Annotated in this window: 13 protein-coding genes; 6 read left to right on the top strand and 7 right to left on the bottom strand. The window is 54.8% G+C overall.

What is annotated here, in order from left to right; genetic code table 11:
* Positions 1 to 39: 39 nt before the first annotated feature.
* Positions 40 to 966, top strand: a complete 927-nt coding sequence (rarD, locus tag K0H81_RS17290) for an EamA family transporter RarD (RefSeq protein ID WP_220059128.1) — start codon at positions 40 to 42, stop codon at positions 964 to 966.
* On the opposite strand, the gene K0H81_RS17295 is transcribed toward rarD, so the two are convergent.
* A complete protein-coding gene (locus K0H81_RS17295) occupies positions 886 to 1,521 on the bottom strand; it encodes an alpha/beta fold hydrolase (protein WP_220059129.1) in 636 nt (211 codons plus the stop codon). The genes rarD and K0H81_RS17295 overlap by 81 nt on opposite strands.
* Before the next feature lie 105 nt (positions 1,522 to 1,626).
* Here K0H81_RS17295 and K0H81_RS17300 point away from each other — a divergent pair, with 105 nt between their 5' ends.
* Both K0H81_RS17300 and K0H81_RS17305 read left to right on the top strand, forming a co-directional pair.
* On the top strand, positions 1,627 to 2,640 hold the full coding sequence (locus K0H81_RS17300) for a class I SAM-dependent rRNA methyltransferase (protein ID WP_220059130.1): 1,014 nt from the start codon (positions 1,627 to 1,629) through the stop codon (positions 2,638 to 2,640).
* Between the two features lie 445 nt (positions 2,641 to 3,085).
* On the top strand, positions 3,086 to 4,255 hold the full coding sequence (locus K0H81_RS17305) for an MFS transporter (RefSeq protein WP_220059131.1): 1,170 nt from the start codon (positions 3,086 to 3,088) through the stop codon (positions 4,253 to 4,255).
* Here K0H81_RS17305 and K0H81_RS17310 read toward each other — a convergent pair.
* Positions 4,252 to 5,493 carry a cation:proton antiporter gene (locus tag K0H81_RS17310; protein WP_220059132.1) on the bottom strand — a complete coding sequence of 414 codons (1,242 nt, stop codon included), beginning with the start codon at positions 5,491 to 5,493 and terminating at the stop codon, positions 4,252 to 4,254. The genes K0H81_RS17305 and K0H81_RS17310 overlap by 4 nt on opposite strands.
* A gap of 78 nt (positions 5,494 to 5,571) precedes the next feature.
* Entirely contained in the window at positions 5,572 to 7,017 is a 1,446-nt protein-coding gene (locus tag K0H81_RS17315) for an MBL fold metallo-hydrolase RNA specificity domain-containing protein (protein WP_220059133.1), read from the bottom strand.
* 443 nt (positions 7,018 to 7,460) lie between these two features.
* Here K0H81_RS17315 and K0H81_RS17320 point away from each other — a divergent pair, with 443 nt between their 5' ends.
* The 3 genes from K0H81_RS17320 to K0H81_RS17330 all read left to right on the top strand — a co-directional run bounded on the left by K0H81_RS17320 (position 7,461) and on the right by K0H81_RS17330 (position 13,679).
* Positions 7,461 to 10,112, top strand: coding sequence for a DUF6242 domain-containing protein (locus tag K0H81_RS17320; protein ID WP_220059134.1), 2,652 nt, complete (start codon positions 7,461 to 7,463; stop codon positions 10,110 to 10,112).
* A gap of 252 nt (positions 10,113 to 10,364) precedes the next feature.
* Positions 10,365 to 12,296, top strand: coding sequence for a bifunctional diguanylate cyclase/phosphodiesterase (locus K0H81_RS17325; RefSeq protein WP_220059135.1), 1,932 nt, complete (start codon positions 10,365 to 10,367; stop codon positions 12,294 to 12,296).
* 177 nt (positions 12,297 to 12,473) lie between these two features.
* The gene (locus tag K0H81_RS17330) at positions 12,474 to 13,679 is read left to right on the top strand and encodes a GGDEF domain-containing protein (protein ID WP_220059136.1); all 1,206 of its coding nucleotides are present in this window, start codon (positions 12,474 to 12,476) and stop codon (positions 13,677 to 13,679) included.
* Here K0H81_RS17330 and K0H81_RS17335 read toward each other — a convergent pair.
* From K0H81_RS17335 to K0H81_RS17350, 4 genes are all read right to left on the bottom strand, one after another.
* A complete protein-coding gene (locus tag K0H81_RS17335; protein ID WP_220059137.1) occupies positions 13,663 to 14,439 on the bottom strand; it encodes a Crp/Fnr family transcriptional regulator in 777 nt (258 codons plus the stop codon). The two genes, K0H81_RS17330 and K0H81_RS17335, sit on opposite strands and share 17 nt — an antisense overlap.
* A 122-nt stretch (positions 14,440 to 14,561) precedes the next feature.
* On the bottom strand, positions 14,562 to 15,014 hold the full coding sequence (locus K0H81_RS17340) for a copper chaperone PCu(A)C (RefSeq protein ID WP_144202666.1): 453 nt from the start codon (positions 15,012 to 15,014) through the stop codon (positions 14,562 to 14,564).
* A 20-nt stretch (positions 15,015 to 15,034) separates the two neighbouring features.
* A complete protein-coding gene (locus tag K0H81_RS17345; protein ID WP_220059138.1) occupies positions 15,035 to 15,673 on the bottom strand; it encodes an SCO family protein in 639 nt (212 codons plus the stop codon).
* A gap of 17 nt (positions 15,674 to 15,690) precedes the next feature.
* Positions 15,691 to 16,527, bottom strand: a complete 837-nt coding sequence (locus K0H81_RS17350) for a hypothetical protein (protein ID WP_220059139.1) — start codon at positions 16,525 to 16,527, stop codon at positions 15,691 to 15,693.
* Positions 16,528 to 16,576 lie beyond the last annotated feature (49 nt).

The following is a 16,576-nucleotide window of genomic DNA, read 5'->3' on the forward strand; positions in this document are numbered from 1 at the left end:
CCCAATACAAACATAAGCAAATAATACTTACGAGTCCCTATGCCCAGCCACACCCAAGTTAGCGCCAAAGGCAACGCCCTGGCGATCGTCTCCTTTCTGCTGTGGGGGCTCCTGCCCCTCTACTATCAGTTTCTGCCGGGCGCGGATATCACTGAGATGCTGGCGATTCGCCTGCTCTGCTCTGTGCCTTTCATGCTGCTAGTCTTTCTGCTGCTTGGCAAACCTCTGCCCAACCTGGCACTGCTCAAGGCGAATCTTCCCTCAGTCGCCCTGTGCGCGCTAGCTTCGCTTATCATGTGCGTCTCCTGGTACAGCTTCACCTGGGCATTGACCCATGGTCAGGTGTTGGCGGCGAGCCTGGGCTTCTTCATCAACCCGCTGTTTGCTATCGGATTGGGGGTGCTGTTTCTAAAAGACAGGCTGACTGTCGCCCAGAAATGGGCTGTGCTGCTCGGCACTCTGGGCATAGGCTACATGGTGATGGCCTATGGTCAGCTGCCCTGGCTGGCGCTGTTGATGGGCAGCTTCTTCGCCCTCTACGGCCTGTGTAAGAAGTTTATCCGCTTCGACTCGCTTACCTCAGTCACCATAGAGGCGGCGCTGCTCACCCCCATCGCCGCCGGCTATCTGCTCTGGCTAAGTGCCACGGGCCAGAGCGAGGCGCTCTCGAGCGGCACGGGTACAATGCTACTTTACATGGGGTCGGCGCCCGTAACCCTGTTACCGCTGATCTTCTTCGCCCTGGCGATTCGTCACACCAGCCTCTCCATGGTTGGCCTGCTGCAATACATAGAACCCACCATGCACTTCCTGCTGGCGATCTTCCTGTTTAACGAGGCGTTCGATAGCGTCAAAGCGGTGAGCTTCTCCCTGATCTGGGTGGGGCTACTCCTCTGCTCGCTGGAGGCCCTGCCCGGTTTGTGGCGAAGTCTCGCCACCCGGCGACAGCTGCACCACCCCAGCTAGGATCTCTGCCACCACGCGGCGACTGAAGATCATCGACAGATGTAGCGGTCGCCAGATCACCTTATTCTCGGCCCCCGGCCAATGGGAGCTGCGACTCGGCACTATGGTGAAATCGATGGGCGTGCGAAACGAGTAGAGGGCTATACCCTCGAGATTCTCCTGGCTGTCGGCGAGCTGAGACAACAACTGACTCTTTGGCCTCAGCTCACGCATCGCCCGCGACGGATAGGGCAGCCAGGCGAGATAGCTGCCGTGATGGGGAGAAGAAATAGAGAACAGCGCCTTGGTGCGTTTCTCGCCCCCCAGATGCTGTAGGTAGTAACGGGCAACTATGCCGCCCATACTAAAGCCGATGAGGCAGATGGTCTCATCCTCGGCCAGGGCTGCCTCGATATGGCTTTGCAGCTGTTTGGCCGCAAAGGCGATACCACGCCTGCCATCGAAGGGGGCCAGGGTAGGCGTTAGGCACTCATAGCCGTGACGCTCAAACTGACGCCGCATCCACCCCATCACCTGGCCGGTATTAAAGATCCCATGGACTAACACGAGTTTCATCCCTTCACCCTCTTGCTAACGTCTGAGTTAATCGCCCCCAAGGGGCAAATATTTGCTATGATCCGCGCTCACTCCAGCATACCACCGATTAGGGATCATAAGATCATGTCGAACGCCGACCTGCTGCGCCAGGCGATCAGCCAAAGAGCCGAGCTACTCGCCGCGGCACAAACCGCCAACACCAACTGTTTTCGCGTGTTTCACGGCACGGTCGAGGGGATAGACGGACTCACCATAGATCGCTATGGCGACGCTTGGCTGATCCAATCGTTTCACCAGAGTCTGACGCAAGAGGAGCTTGAAAGCCTCGGCCAAGAGCTCAAGCAGACTCAAGATCTTCCCGTCATCTACAATGATAGATCCAATAAAAACTCGCGTATTCTCAACCCGCTGACGCCTGAACTCGACGCCTTCGCCAGCGCCGAGCAGCAGATGACGGAAAATGGCATCCGCTTCATCAGCAAGTTGCGCCACGAAGGGCAAGATCCCCTGCTGTTTCTCGACATGCGGGTCGGCCGGGAATATGTGAAGGCCAACAGCCAAGGCAAGTCTGTGCTGAACCTGTTTTCCTATACCTGCGGTATAGGCACGGCCGCCGCCGTCGGCGGTGCAGAATCGGTCACCAACGTCGACTTCTCATCCTTTGCCCTGGCCGCCGGCCGCCGCAACGCCGAACTCAACGGGGTGAGCGACAGGTGTGAGTTTATTCAGAGCGATGCCTTTCCCGCCATGCGTCAACTGGCGGGCATGAAGGTGGGTGGACGCCGCAACCAGAAACTCCCCAACTACCCTAAACTGGCACAGCGTCAGTTCGATCTGGTGTTTCTCGACCCGCCGCGTTTCGCCAAGAGCCCCTTCGGCACTGTGGATCTGATCAACGACTACCAGAGCCTGTTCAAACCCGCCATGCTGGCCACCAAGGCTGGCGGCACCATAGTCTGCTGCAACAATGTCGCCAAGGTTGAGCGTCAGGCATGGCTCGACGCCTTGATTCGCTGCGTCGAGAAGCAGGGGCGGCAGGTCGCCAGCTTCGAGTGGCTCCATTGCCACCAGGACTTCCCCTCCTTCGACGGCAATCATCCGCTTAAGATAGTGGCGCTCACCTTGGCAGAGCAGTAACTGAATCGCTGCAAACTGGTCATGGTTAGCCTAGCCAGTTTAGAAAAGACAAAATGAAAGTGGTAAAAATTTGGCCGCTAACTTAAAAATTTACGGCCTTTAGCTACATAACGGCAACAAACAACAAGCTGGCAACATAAAAACAGACAATTTACGCCGAAAATCCGCCACCAAAAGTTTCAAACCAGCCTCACACCAGGTTTAACCGCAAGAGTCCATCAACAAGAACGGCTGCGTGTTAATTAGTCGCAAAATGGCTTTTCAGGGCAAAATTAGCGCTATTACTGCGATTTTTATATCAAAAAATCATCAGCCATCAAAATTCACTTTACTTAGCGTCTCGCTGGCACTACATTTCGCTTCCCGCTAAACAGTGAATAAATGGCAGTCCAACACACACTTCCTTCCAAGGTGCCATTTACCCTACTTAATTTGGAGATTATTGGTGTTAGACGTCGCCGATAACTGTAAATCGAACAATCCTACGGCACCCGTAATAGGTCTCTCTTTCTTTGCCGTCGCCTCAGGTTTTCTGATGAGCCTGATCCCCCTATCATTGGGCAACTTCGGCCTGTCGCCGGACCTGGCCCCTTGGCTCGCCAGCATCTTCTATCTGGGGTTGCTCTTCGGCGCATTGAGGGTCGAGCGCCTGATCGCCCAAATGGGCCACAGACGCGGCTTTGTGCTGTTTCTCTCCCTGCTGATCGCCAGCATAGTGGCCATGTTGCTCTTGCCTGGTGCCGGCGTCTGGCTCGCGGCGCGCCTGCTCGCGGGTTTCGCCGTAGCAGGCGTCTTCGTGGTGGTCGAATCCTGGTTACTGATGGCCGATAGCGCCAAGGCGCGCGCCAGACGACTGGGGATCTACATGGCCGCGCTTTATGGCGGCAGCGCCCTCGGTCAGCTGGCCATAGGTGAACTGGGCACTCAGGGGGTCTTGCCCTATCTGTTTGTCATCGTCCTGCTCCTGTTAGCCATAATGGCCCCAGTGCTGATCCGCTCGGGTGAGCCGGCCCACCAGGCGCAGCAGAGACTCTCACTCAAGGAGAGCACCAACCTGAGTCGCCCGGCGATCATAGGCTGCCTGGTCTCAGGCCTGCTGCTCGGCCCCATCTATGGCCTGATGCCCGTCTATATCGACAATCAGGTAGAGGAGCCAACCCAGACGGGACTCTTGATGGCGGCGATTATCTTGGGCGGCATGGCGGTGCAGCCGTTGATCAGCTATCTCTCGCCGCGGATGGACAAGCGTCTGCTGATGGCCATGTGTACTCTGGTGGGCTTGGTCGGTGTGGTCGGCGCCATAGAAACCAGCGCCTTGGCGTTTAAGGGATTGAGCTACTTCATCTTGGGGGCGGCCAGTTTCGCCCTCTACCCTATCGCCATCTCGCTGGCCTGCGACAGGCTGCCGAGCATCAAGATAGTGTCGGCGACCGAGGTGATGTTGCTCTGCTATAGCCTAGGCTCTGTGGCCGGGCCCCTGCTGGCCTTGACCCTGAGCGACAAAGGCCACGGCATGATGATCTACCTGGCCATCTGTCTGCTGAGCACCTGCCTCTACATGCTACTCAAGAGCCTGCAGAAACTCGACGGTCAGACAGATCGCCTGCAAAGCTAAGCAGTACTGTCCTCGCCATCGGTATCAGGCTCAGCAGGCCGATGGCGTTTGGCATACCAGTTAGCTAGCGGCTGAGCCGATAGACCATGGGCCAATATACTCATCAAGACGGTCACAGTTACCACGGCATAGAGGGTCTCAAACCCCTTGATGCTGCCCATCTCATGGGCGACGATCAGCACATAGAGGATAGAGGCGATCCCCCTGGGGCCAAACCAGGCGATAAAGGCACAGGTCGCCAGATCTAACTTAGTCCCTATCAGGGAAATCATCACGGGCAACATACGCAGCAACGTCAGGCTAAGCAGGGCGTAGCTCACCACTTCCATAGTGACATAGGGCAGCGTGGTTGGCACAAACGCCAGGCCGAAGATGAAGAAGCTTATCAACACCAAGAGCTCCCCCTCGCTCTCGGCAAAGTCTTCGATATGCCCCCTGGCCATCTCGCTGGTGTTACCGGCATAGAGACCGGCGAAGAAGGCGGCGATGAACCCATTGCCCGAGAACTCCTCCGCCAGATAAAAGGCCAATATCGCCAAGGCGATGGGGATCAGGTTGAGGTAGGTCTCCACCATGCCATCACGCTTGAAACAGAAGATCTGCAACTTGGTACCCAGATAGCCGACGGCGCCGCCCACCAAGGCCCCAAACAGGATCTGCTGCAACACATAGACCAGCCAGTGTTGGTCCTGGGCGTGATCCAGACCGCTCATGATCAAGGCCACCACGGTAATTAACACGGGGAAGATAATGCCGTCGTTCAGCCCGCTCTCCACATTGATCGTGGAGCGTATCGTCTTGGGCACCTTAGGGTCCGAGACCACCGCCTTACCCAGGGCAGCATCCGTGGGAGTCAGCAGCAGGGCTAACATCAGCAGATAGAGAAAGGGTTGGTCGGGAAAGAAGAATCCCGCCACTAGTGTGCCAGCCGCAACCGTGATCGGCAGGCCAATAAACAACAGGCGCGCCGGTAGCTGCCATGACTCCTTAAGCAGCCTGAGATCAAGCAGGGCGGCGTCGCTAAACAGCACCAACACTAAGGCGATTTCCACCATGATAGTGACAAATTCGGCATCCACCTTCACCTGAGTCACATCCAAGCCGAAGGGGGACAACAGCAGGCCGAAGGCGGTAAATACCATGGGGCCTGAGATGTCGAAACGCGCCAACCACTTAGAGATATAGCCGTAGAGCAATACGACTAAAGCAATGATAAGTATGACGATATGTTCATCCATTGGGGCTTTCCTTGGCTAGCTGATGGCTTGTAGCTTAAGCTAGCAGAAATTATTCCCCATGGCTCTAGCTGAAACGGACTATTCTCTGCCTGGCAGCCAAACCAGCTCCGGCAAGGCGGTAAGGTCTAAAGTATCGCCCCGCTCGGCGATCACCACATGGGGTGACTGGCTTCCCTCGGGCACCAACTCAGTCTTGAGCCGCTCCTGCGCCTCGCGCTCACCATGGATCAGAATCAGCGGCGGCGTGTGTTTAAAGTGTCGATACCAATGGATAAGCTCGGCCTGGTCCGCGTGAGCCGACAACCCGCCGACCGTATGTATCTTGGCCTTCACCGGAATATCACGGCCATGTATGGTGAGCGACTCGGCGCCATCCACCAGCAGGCGCCCCGGCGTGCCCAAGGCCTGGAAACCACAGATGATCACATCCGACTGGGGATTGGCCAGGTTATGCTCCAGATGGCTGCGGATCCGGCCGCCATTGCACATGCCGCTACCGGCGATGATGATCAACCCCTGATGGATCTCGTTAAGCTCCATCGACTCTTGGGTGCTGTCGATAAAGTCCACATTCGAGAGCAGCGGATGTTTGCCCGGCGACAGACGGGTGAAGCGCTTAAAGTCCTCATCCATCAGCTGATAGTTGGCCACATAGATCTGGGTCGCCTTGATCGCCATGGGGCTGTCGAGACAGATACGCCAGTTGGACAGCGCCCACTCCTTGGCATAGAGGTGAAACAGATAGAGCAGCTCCTGAGCCCGCCCGACGGAGAATGCCGGCAGAAGAATATTGCCGCGGCTCTCCTTAATCGTCTTGGCGAAGATCGCCTTAAGCTCCTCCAAAGTATCGTCCCAGCTGCGGTGCAACCTGTCGCCATAGGTGCTCTCCATCAACACCAGATCGGCATCATCGATCAGCGTAGGATCATCCAGAATCGGCATGCCCGCTCGCCCCAGATCGCCGCTAAACACCAGCTTCTTGCGCTCGCTTCCCTCACCCAGCCACAACTCGACCACGGCCGAGCCTAGAATATGGCCGGCATCGCTTAGACAAGCCGTCAACTGAGGCACCACCTGCACCGATTGACCATAATCGAGGGCGACAAACTGCTTGATCACCAGCGCCACATCTTCTTCGTCGAACAGGGGCTCCAGCGGCGGCAGATCCATCTTCACCCGCTTCTTGTTAAGGCGCTCCACATCGCGTACCTGCAGCATGGCGGCATCCCTGAGCATCACCTCACACAGCTCAACCGTCGCCTTATGGGTATAGATGGGGCCGGTAAAGCCAGACTTGACCAGCAGAGGGAGACGCCCCGAATGATCGATATGGGCATGGCTGAGCACTACGGCATGGATCTCTTTAGGCTCGAAGAGGAAGGGCTCGTGATTGCGCAGGGCATCGAGCTTACCACCCTGGATAAGGCCGCAGTCGAGCAGCACCTGACGACCCGAGATATCGAGAAGATGACAGGAGCCCGTCACCTCCTGGGCCGCACCGAGAAAAGAGAGCGTCATCTTCATAACAATGTCCTGTGCATAACTAGGTCCTTTGAGTAACAAGGCCTTAGAGTGCCCGTAAGCGGCAAGGCAAAGAGAATACCTAGCCCAAACGAGCCTGAAAGAAATGATTCGGCTTATGGTTAAAAGATAGTCTTTTTAGTAGCTTCCAACCAGTTGTCTCAAAGAGAATCACAACCCCAGAAGCGATAAATCTGGTTCTGTCCACACCAAAAAGGCTAATGAGCCTGACTACGAGCAGACGCGAATATTCTCATTCCTTAGTCTTATTTTCTTGTGTCTTTATCATTGACCAATACACAACAAGCAAATAACATATCGACAACAAATCTTATTGATGTACAAAGACTTAATTAAGTAAAAACGAATCTAATACGAGATAAGATAGGGGGATGCACTCAGGCATTCCCAAAATAACAACAAACAGAAAGATAGGGACATTCGCTATGCTTAAGGGATTAATGCGTATAGGCTGCTTGCTTATACTCGCCTCGCAACTCAGCGCCTGTGGCGGTGGAAGCGGCTCATCAGAAACAGATAAAACCGCGGTCAAACTCAACCAGACACTCAGCTTTAGTCAAAGTGGCACCATAGAGAAAACCTACGGTGACCAAGCCTTTAGCAACTCGCTTCAAGGTTTATTGGGAACTGGAGCTATAAGTTATACCAGCTCTAACCCAGAAGTTGTCAGCGTCTCCAATGATGGTTTGGTCGCGATATTAACCGCGGGTTCCAGCACTATTACCGCTCATATCGCCGAAGATGCCAAGTACCTGGCAGCCTCCGCCGCCTATCAAGTCAATGTCGCCAAGGCGGAGAGAGCTATCGCCTTTGACAACACAGGCACAGTGGCGCTCTTTATCGATCAAACTTATCTGAATCCCGTCAATGTCGATGTTGCTAACCTAACCTTTAGCAGCCAAGATCCTGCCGTGGCCTCGGTGGATACCAGTGGACAGGTGACGGCGCATACGCCTGGCGAGGCGCAAATCTTTGTCGAGATCGCCGAAACCGCTAACTACCTTAAAGCCAGCAGCAGCTTCTTTGCTTCTGTCGCGCCAAAGTCGCTAACACTCAAGTTGCTGATAGGAACCGATGACACAAAAGTGTTTACTGATGTAGATACTCCTCTGCAACTAGCCAGAACCACTCAGGCCGACTGTGATTTTAACAATCTCAGCAACTGCGATAACGGGCTGGTCGACAAGCTATCCACACAGCCGCTAATAGACAGCAGCTTAACCACGACGAGTGATGCCTACTATAACCTCTTCCACGGCCAACATGCTGGTCAGGCAACCTATGTCGCCAACAATACCCCTTCTGGCCGCTCTTCAGGCAAGGTCGTTTCTTTCGATGGCTATCTCTGGCTCATCGGTGGCTATGAGCAAGCAGGTAATGATGCCAGTATCTGGCGATCGAGCGATGGCAACATCTGGCAAAAAGTGGTTGATGAGGCTCCCTTTGGCGTGCGTCCTCCCGTGGCTGTCATTACATTTTCAGATCATATCTGGCTCATAGGAAACCGACGTGACACTACGCTTAACGATGTATGGCGCTCAGAGGATGGCATCAATTGGACACAGGTAAATGCCGATATTGGCTTTGGCGAACGCAACAACTATTCGGTGACGACTTTCAAAAACAAGATGTGGATATATGGCGGCTTTGATTTGCAGACTCGCGAGCATGTCAAAGAGATCTACTCCTCAACCGATGGCATCACCTGGAACCTGGAATCGTCAGATTCAACTGCAACCCAGAGAGTAAGCACCGCCTTTGCTGAATTTAATGGCAAGCTGTGGCAATTTAGCGGCAGAAACGATACCGGGAGAGTCGCCGACATATGGAACTCAGACGACGGCATTCATTGGACATTGGTGACAGACACACCAGAATTCTCGGCTAGGGAAAAGCATGAAGTTAGGCAAGTCGGTAATCAACTAATTTTGCTGGGCGGTTATATCGATCAGCTCGATCCGAATCGCTCTCAGAATCCAAACGATGTATGGACCTCCACCGATGGCGCCTCTTGGACGTTAGCAACAGATGACGCCAACTTCGGTGTACAGTCGCCATACATGGCCGATAGGATACGCTTGTACTTCACCACCGCGGTACATAATGATGCCCTGGTCGTTATCGGCGGCAAAAGTGATAATGGCGTCTTACTCAACGACAACTGGCAAACGACAGACGGCAAGCATTGGCTGCCACTCAATAATCAGCTACCAGCCATGACAGACATTCAGGCAGTCAGTCACCAGGGAGAGATACAACTGCTTTCTGGCACCAACGAAGATTTCGAGAAAGTAAATACTCGTTGGCACTCTACTGACGGATTCAGCTGGACATTAGATGATTCCACGACGCTTCCCTTCCCGACGGACAGCAAGATACTTACTTTTTCAGGTAAGATTTGGGCCTTGCACGCAAGTGGTAGCTACTCATCACTCGATGGGAAAAACTGGACCCAAGAGGCTCTTACCGGGCCAAATGTTGGTACGCAAAACGGTCAATACTCAGTCTATCCATTCGACAATAAATTATGGGCTATCGACACGCAAAACAGCGTCGTATATCGCTCAGAAAATGGTATCAACTGGACAGATGTAGGCAACAATAACTTCCCCGCGCGCGCCGTAACCCAAATCAGCAGCTTTGGCGGCAAACTCTGGGCTGTTGCGGGTCATGAAACCCAATCACGAACGACTCAACTCAGTGACATCTGGTCCACCACAGATGGCATCACCTGGACTAAGGAGGCAGACAGCACTGAGGTCGGCGCGAGGCATATTCACCAGCTCGTAGAATTTGACGGTAAATTATGGGCCTTTGGTGGATATGGCGCTAACCAAACCTTAACCGATCTCTGGTATTCCCAAGATGGCACCAGCTGGACCAAAGCCATGGATAACTTCCCCTTCGATGCTAAGCGTGGTTATCGCGCCATGGTTCACGGCAATCAACTCTTCATTTTGGGAGGGATAATGCCCTATCCCTTAGATGCCACCTATCACACCACCGCGAAGCAAGTATGGATGACGACTAACGGCACCGAATGGCGCCGAGCGTTACAGCACACGCTGAGTTTCTAAGCCCAAGCGGCTAACGGCAAGAATGAAGAGGCTCGATGAGATAACCACTCATCGGGCTTTTTTTTATTTTTCAGCCTATGCCATCGCGCCAACCAAGTAAGCTTTTGCGTTAAAGCCAACCGAAAAGAAAAGGTAAAATTAGCCCTAAACCTGCCGCTGATTAAAAAAACAACAAAACAGCGAAAGACAGGGATGAAATCTTTAGGTTATAGTTAGTTAAACGGATGGCACACGCGCTTTTCAGGATCCCCTATGAAGCCCTATCAAGACGCTCTCTCATTGCTGGAGCAAGACCCGCTCTTCAGCCAGACTCAAGTCAACACGGCCCAGCTTGCGGTGCCGGATGAGATGTTTAACGGCTGGCAGCAAACCTTAGATCTCCTATCGGAAATCGTCGACACCCCGGCCATCCTGATCATGCGGGTGACGGAAAAGGATATCTCTGTCTTCACCAGCAGCCATCATCCAGATAATCCCTATAAACGCCATGACACCGAGAGCCTGGGCCATGGTCTCTACTGCGAGACAGTGATCAAGCGCCAGGCAGAGCTGGTCGTGCCCAACGCCTTAAAAGATAAGGAGTGGGATCGCAATCCCGATATCAAGCTGGGGATGATTGCCTACTGTGGTCTGCCACTCACCTGGCCCAACGGCCAGCCCTTCGGCACCCTGTGCATGCTGGACAACAAGGAGAGGGACTACGGCCGCACCTTTCGCCATCTGCTGGCGCGGTTTCAAAACGCCATCAATGCCAATCTCGCCAGCCTGTATCAGAGCGCCAAACTCTTCCATCTCAACCAAGTCTTAGAGACCAAGGTGCAGCAACGTACCCAGGAACTCACCAGGCTCAACAAGAAACTATTGAACGAGATCGAGCAACGTACCGTTATCGAGAGTTCGCTGCAATTTCATAAGGATCATGACCCATTAACCGGCCTTGCCAATCGACTGGGGTTCGTGAATCAGCTCTCACAGCAACTCAGCCAACCCGATGAGCTGTCTACCTATGTGATCTACTTTGGCCTACGCAACTTCAAGTCGATCAACGAGAGCTATGGTTACGTGGTCGGCGACAAGGTGCTGCAACTCTTCAGCCAGCGCATCAAGCGCATCCTGGATAAGGATACCCTGTTTGCCCGCATCGCCGGCGCCGAGTTCGTCATCGCCCACAGGGGCAAGAATCCCCTGGAGCTTCCCCTGATCGACAGCATAATACAGACCGCCAATATTCCCTTCGCCCTGGCAGAGTTCAGCATCAATATTCCCTGCTGCATTGGGGTCGCGGTCGCACCGACGGACGCCCAGGAGGCCTCTGAGCTGATGCAGAAAGCCGGCGCCGCCATGAGCATCAGCAAGGCCGAGGCCACGCCCTATAGCTTCTTCAACAAGCATACTCAAACCAATATCGAGCGCCGCTGCCTGCTGGAATCACACCTGGTAGACGCCCTCAAGCATCAGGAGCTAAGCCTGCATTACCAGCCGCTGTTTAGCCTGCAACACAAGCGGGTTATCGGTGCCGAGGCCCTGCTCCGCTGGCACAGTCCACAGCTCGGTAATGTGCCGCCGGATCAATTTATCAGCCTGGCTGAGCACAATGGTCAGATCATCGCCATAGGTAACTTCGTGCTGCATACCGCCATCGAACAGGCCGCCAAGTGGCGCAGCCAAGATCCCAACAGGCCGTTTAGGGTGGCAATCAACATCTCGCCGCTACAGTTTCGCGATGCCGATTTTGCCGACTATATTGCCAACCTCTTAAGTCTCTACCGCCTGCCGGCCTCCGCCCTGGAAATGGAGATCACCGAAGGCGTGCTGCTGCAAGATGAGCAGCTGGCGCAGCATATCATAGGCCAGTTGCAGGCCCTGGGGGTGAGGATCTCCCTCGACGACTTCGGCACCGGCTACTCCTCCCTGAGCTACCTGCAAAAATACTCCTTCGACACCCTTAAGATAGATCGCTGCTTCATCACGAATCTGGAGAAGAACGAGCAGGACAGAGAGCTAACCCGGGCGATCATCGCCATGGGCAAGAAGCTGACACTCAACGTGATCGCAGAAGGAGTAGAGACCCAGGCGCAGGATGCCTTTATCCGCCAGGAGGAGTGCGACTTCGGTCAGGGTTATCTCTATGGCAGGCCTGTGGATGCGCAGACCTTCGAACGCGACTATCTGAGCGCTGACTAAACTTAAGTTAAGCACGGCTGAGACCCAACAATTAAGGCCAGACCGAGTCACCCAGCGCCGCGAAACCTGATAAGCGCTAGCCCGCTGACGGACAAGACGAACATAACAATTTAGTAACAAACAGTTTCACTCGACGCCACGGCTGCTTTATAGTGTAAAAAAATAAAAAGATCGCTTATGAATATTGACCCCATTGCCGAGCTCTTGGTGCTATTTATCTGCCTGCTCGCCAGTACCTCTACCCTTGCCTGGGGCCTGATGGCCTACCCGCTGCGCATCGCTCCCCGCGCCAGCACCTATTTCTCCCTTGCCAACCTGTTGATCTTAATGGGAGTGCTCCTCACCACCCTCAGAGATCAGACGCCGAGCTATCTCTACTGGTTGGGGGCAGACATGCTGCTGTTACTCGGTTTCGTGCTGCTTCGTAGCGGCACCCAACGCCTGTTTCGCCTGCCAAGCAGCATCAAAATAGATGTCGCCTTACTGCTCCTGACCGGGCTCTTGATGCTAACTCAGCCACCCAGCATAGCAGCCAGCGATACCCTGGGCATCTTCTTCTCCTTCATGGCCGCCAGCACCTTCTTGCTGATGGCCAAGGACAATCTGGTCGCCCTGGAACACACGGTCAAACGCCCCATCGCAGTGATCCTCTTGAGCCCCATCGCCCTGATGGGCGTCATTTTCGGCCTCAGGGCGCTATTACTGCTCATCGAGCCTACTCTAAAATCCCATCTGGCCAGCATTCAGAGCGCCGACGCCATCCCCATGTTATGGCTGTATGTGGTCATGACCTTATGGATCAACGTGATCATGATGGGCAACGCCCTCACCCGCCTGGTGCAGAAGATGCGCCAACAGGCAGACAGGGACTATCTCACAGGGCTATGGAACCGGCGCGCCATGCAGCAGCAACTTGAGCAGCTGCATCAGCGTTGGCTCAGGGATGGACAGGCCTATAGCCTGATCCTGTTCGATCTGGATTTCTTCAAACAAATAAATGACAAGTTTGGTCATTCTGCCGGGGACGCCGTGCTAGTTAAGACGGCGCAGCAGATAGGTAAGGTCACCCGCGCCATGGACATCTTCTGCCGACTCGGCGGCGAGGAGTTTCTGCTGGTGTTACCCGGCACAGATGGCGAGGTGGCGGAGATCATCGCCCAGAAATTGCAGCAGGCCCTGAGACAATCCAGCCTCAACTGGCAGGGCAGCCTAGTCCCCATCAGCGCCAGCTTCGGCATAGTCACTACGGCAACAGGCGATACACCGGACAGCCTATTGGCGCTGGCCGACAAGGCGATGTACCGCGCCAAGGAAACCGGCAGGGATCGCTGCTGTACGGCAGAGCGACGGCTAAAACAGGCTCAGGCTACACCATCTCAATAGCAATCTGCTGACAGGGCGCCTTACCCGAGCGAATGAGCGGCTCGTTGGTCTGCATTGCCTGATTGGCAAGTGGCATGTTGGCGCTGGTATAGAGCTTACCGAGATCTTTAATGTCTATGGCACCACGAGACTCGCCGATGATCCCTTCGGTCACCATCTTCTTCATCAGGCGGGAAAAGGTTTCCGGCTGAATCGACAGGCGCGACGCCAACACACGTTTAGGAATATCCAACTCGACCCGCCCCTGGTTGTCGCCGATCTTCTGCATGTTGCGCAGCAGAAAAAGCAGCAGGCGCGACTGGGCATTCTGCACAGATAGCAGCTCTACCTCATTGATATCCTTGCGTAATCTGACACTCATCTCCGCCATGATGGCGATGCAGGCATCGGGATTGCCCCTGAGCATGGCGAGGTAACCTTCGCTGTCGAAGCTGACCAGAGTGCAGTGGGATACGGCCTGGGCCGACACAGGATAGGAGGCCTGGCGACTAAACATCAGCGCCTCGGCGAAGGTGCGCCCCTCGCGTACTACCTCTATCACCTTGTCCTGCCCCTGCAGGCTGGTGCGATAGAGTTGCAGATGCCCCTGAATCACCAGGTAGAATCGCTTGGCCAGATCGCCCTGATAGAACAAATTTTCGTGGGCGGCCAGGGTGATCTTGGCGGCTTGCCCCAGCAGGCGACACAGCTCCTCTTCGCCCAGTGCCGAAAACAGGTGGTGTTGGTGAATGCAGGCCTTAATCTGTGGATCTGTTATCATCGCGCCTTCCTTAGTCCTGTTGCTCCGTTAATCTAAATCACAACCTGATAACAAGTCGTGATCTAGATCATAATGAACAGGTATTAAAGATGAATCAAATTCAAAAAGCGCGTGAAGCTAAATTAGTGATGCATGCTGTGGTCGTGAGCCTCTCCCTGGGCCGTGACTTTGGCCGTCACCGACAGGGTCTCGCCATCCGCCAGGGTAAGCGTCAACGCCACCTCTTCACCCAAAGCCGGCACGCCAGTCTTAAAGTCCGACATCATGCCGTGATAGCCACCGGGCGCCAATTTCACCATGCCATGGGGCGGGATCTGTATCGCCTCCACTCCTTGCATGCGCATCACCTCATTCTCCATCAGGGTCTGGTGCAGCTCGACCACGCCGCGAGGACTGCTGATGGCCTTCAGGACCAGTGGTTTGTCGCTGGGATTATGCAGCGACAGGTAGACGGGCACTACACGAGAGGTGGGCGGCATGCCGCGGATCCAGGCGTCGTGCACCATCAGCTCGCTGGCCTGGGCGGCACCGAAACAGCTACAAAGCAACACAAATAAGCAGAAACGACCTTTCATATAATTTCCTTTTTTCATGATTAGAGCAGACTCTCGATCTGTTGACGCATCTCGTCTATAGGGGTGCCTGTGTAGAAGAAACCGCGCACCCGCTGTTTGCCATCGAGCACGAAGATCTTGGCGGTATGGGAATAGAGATACCCCTGACGCTTAGGCGCCTTGCTATCTTCCAGGCTCAGCTTCTTATACTCAGTAGTCACCTTCTCTTCGGCCAACTTGGTGTAGTCGGCCTTAAATAACGCGGCGACCTCATCTATCTTCTCCCGCTCATCCACCAAGCCGATAAAGCTGGGGTCGAAGTAGCTGAGGTATTTGTTCAGGTGCTTGGGCGTGTCGTAATCGCTGTCGATGCTGATAAAGAGCACCTGAATGCGATCTCGGGTCTCACTCGGCAACTGATTCATCAGCTGGCTGATGTGGGCCATGGTGGTTGGGCAGATGTCGGCGCAGTTGGTGTAACCGAAAAACATCATCACCACCTTGTCGTTAAAGTCCGATAGACGAACCTCGCCCCCCTTGCTACTGCGCAGGCTAAAATCGCCACCTATCCCCTTGAGGATCGGCATGTTCGCCATGCAAGCAGCGCTCATCAGGCTGCCCATAAGCAGCACACAGAGGCTCAGGGCCAGATGAAACTTACCTTGGTTAACTCGTGTCATAGTCAATTCCTTCTCTGCTAACAACGCACCTCGGCGCCGAGATCGGTTACCGGCGGCAGGTACTCGGCACGGTACAGCTGCACCTTAGCCCCATCTGGCGTCACGGTGAGCAGCATAGTTACGCCGACTCGCGCCAGCTCGACCTCGCCCTCGCTGTTGGTGGCCGTCCACTGATACTCGAAACTCAAACGGTATTGCCCTGCCTCGGGCGTCAGGCTGTAGTTCTTGATCACCCGCCGACTGTCGCTGTGATTCAGGCTGTGCAGGTAGGCGAGATACTGACTCGGGGTCTGGCTAGCATCTTCGGGGCCGGTAAAGCTTGCATCCTTAGCTAACAGACCGAGCAGAGTCACGTCATCCAGCCTGTCTAGCGACTCGGTCCAGCGATAGAGCGCCGCGCGAACCAGATTGATCTCGGCAGCGGGGCGATAACGGGAAGTGAAATCATCATACTCGTTGACCAGGGTGACACTGCTGCGCACCAATCCCAAACTATCCAAGCTCAGGCGTTGCACCACATATTGCCCCCTCACCTCACTCTCGCCTTCGGTTGGCGAGGCCAGCTGAAACTCTGTCTCCACCTCGACCTCGACACTTTCCTGACTGCGAGCGATAGGGGTGATGGACATGAGGTGATGGGCGCCTTGGCTCGGCAGGCTACCGGCATACTCGGCATAGTCCACAAGATCCCTCTCTGGCGCCAAGCGCTTGTCGGCCTGGCCCATATCCAAATTGGCGTACCAGAGATAGACATTTGCCTCCAGGCCATAGTCCACCTCGGCAGCCGCTGCGCTGCGGGTCATAACGACGACTGCCAGCATCATCAGCAATCCCATCAGGAGTAACCTTTGCATCTGCATCTCCCCAAGTCGTGACGATAAATGGCTCGAGCCTCACCTAGAC

The organism is Shewanella halotolerans (assembly GCF_019457535.1).
Taxonomy (GTDB): Bacteria; Pseudomonadota; Gammaproteobacteria; order Enterobacterales; family Shewanellaceae; genus Shewanella; species Shewanella halotolerans.

Coding starts and splice junctions, on each gene's coding strand:
- rarD (WP_220059128.1), top strand. CDS start 40: ATGCCCAGCCACACCCAAGTTAGCGCCAAAGGCAACGCCCTGGCGATC.
- K0H81_RS17330 (WP_220059136.1), top strand. CDS start 12,474: ATGAATATTGACCCCATTGCCGAGCTCTTGGTGCTATTTATCTGCCTG.
- K0H81_RS17300 (WP_220059130.1), top strand. CDS start 1,627: ATGTCGAACGCCGACCTGCTGCGCCAGGCGATCAGCCAAAGAGCCGAG.
- K0H81_RS17320 (WP_220059134.1), top strand. CDS start 7,461: ATGCTTAAGGGATTAATGCGTATAGGCTGCTTGCTTATACTCGCCTCG.
- K0H81_RS17350 (WP_220059139.1), bottom strand. CDS start 16,527: ATGCAAAGGTTACTCCTGATGGGATTGCTGATGATGCTGGCAGTCGTC.
- K0H81_RS17310 (WP_220059132.1), bottom strand. CDS start 5,493: ATGGATGAACATATCGTCATACTTATCATTGCTTTAGTCGTATTGCTC.
- K0H81_RS17345 (WP_220059138.1), bottom strand. CDS start 15,673: ATGACACGAGTTAACCAAGGTAAGTTTCATCTGGCCCTGAGCCTCTGT.
- K0H81_RS17295 (WP_220059129.1), bottom strand. CDS start 1,521: ATGAAACTCGTGTTAGTCCATGGGATCTTTAATACCGGCCAGGTGATG.
- K0H81_RS17315 (WP_220059133.1), bottom strand. CDS start 7,017: ATGAAGATGACGCTCTCTTTTCTCGGTGCGGCCCAGGAGGTGACGGGC.
- K0H81_RS17340 (WP_144202666.1), bottom strand. CDS start 15,014: ATGAAAGGTCGTTTCTGCTTATTTGTGTTGCTTTGTAGCTGTTTCGGT.
- K0H81_RS17335 (WP_220059137.1), bottom strand. CDS start 14,439: ATGATAACAGATCCACAGATTAAGGCCTGCATTCACCAACACCACCTG.
- K0H81_RS17325 (WP_220059135.1), top strand. CDS start 10,365: ATGAAGCCCTATCAAGACGCTCTCTCATTGCTGGAGCAAGACCCGCTC.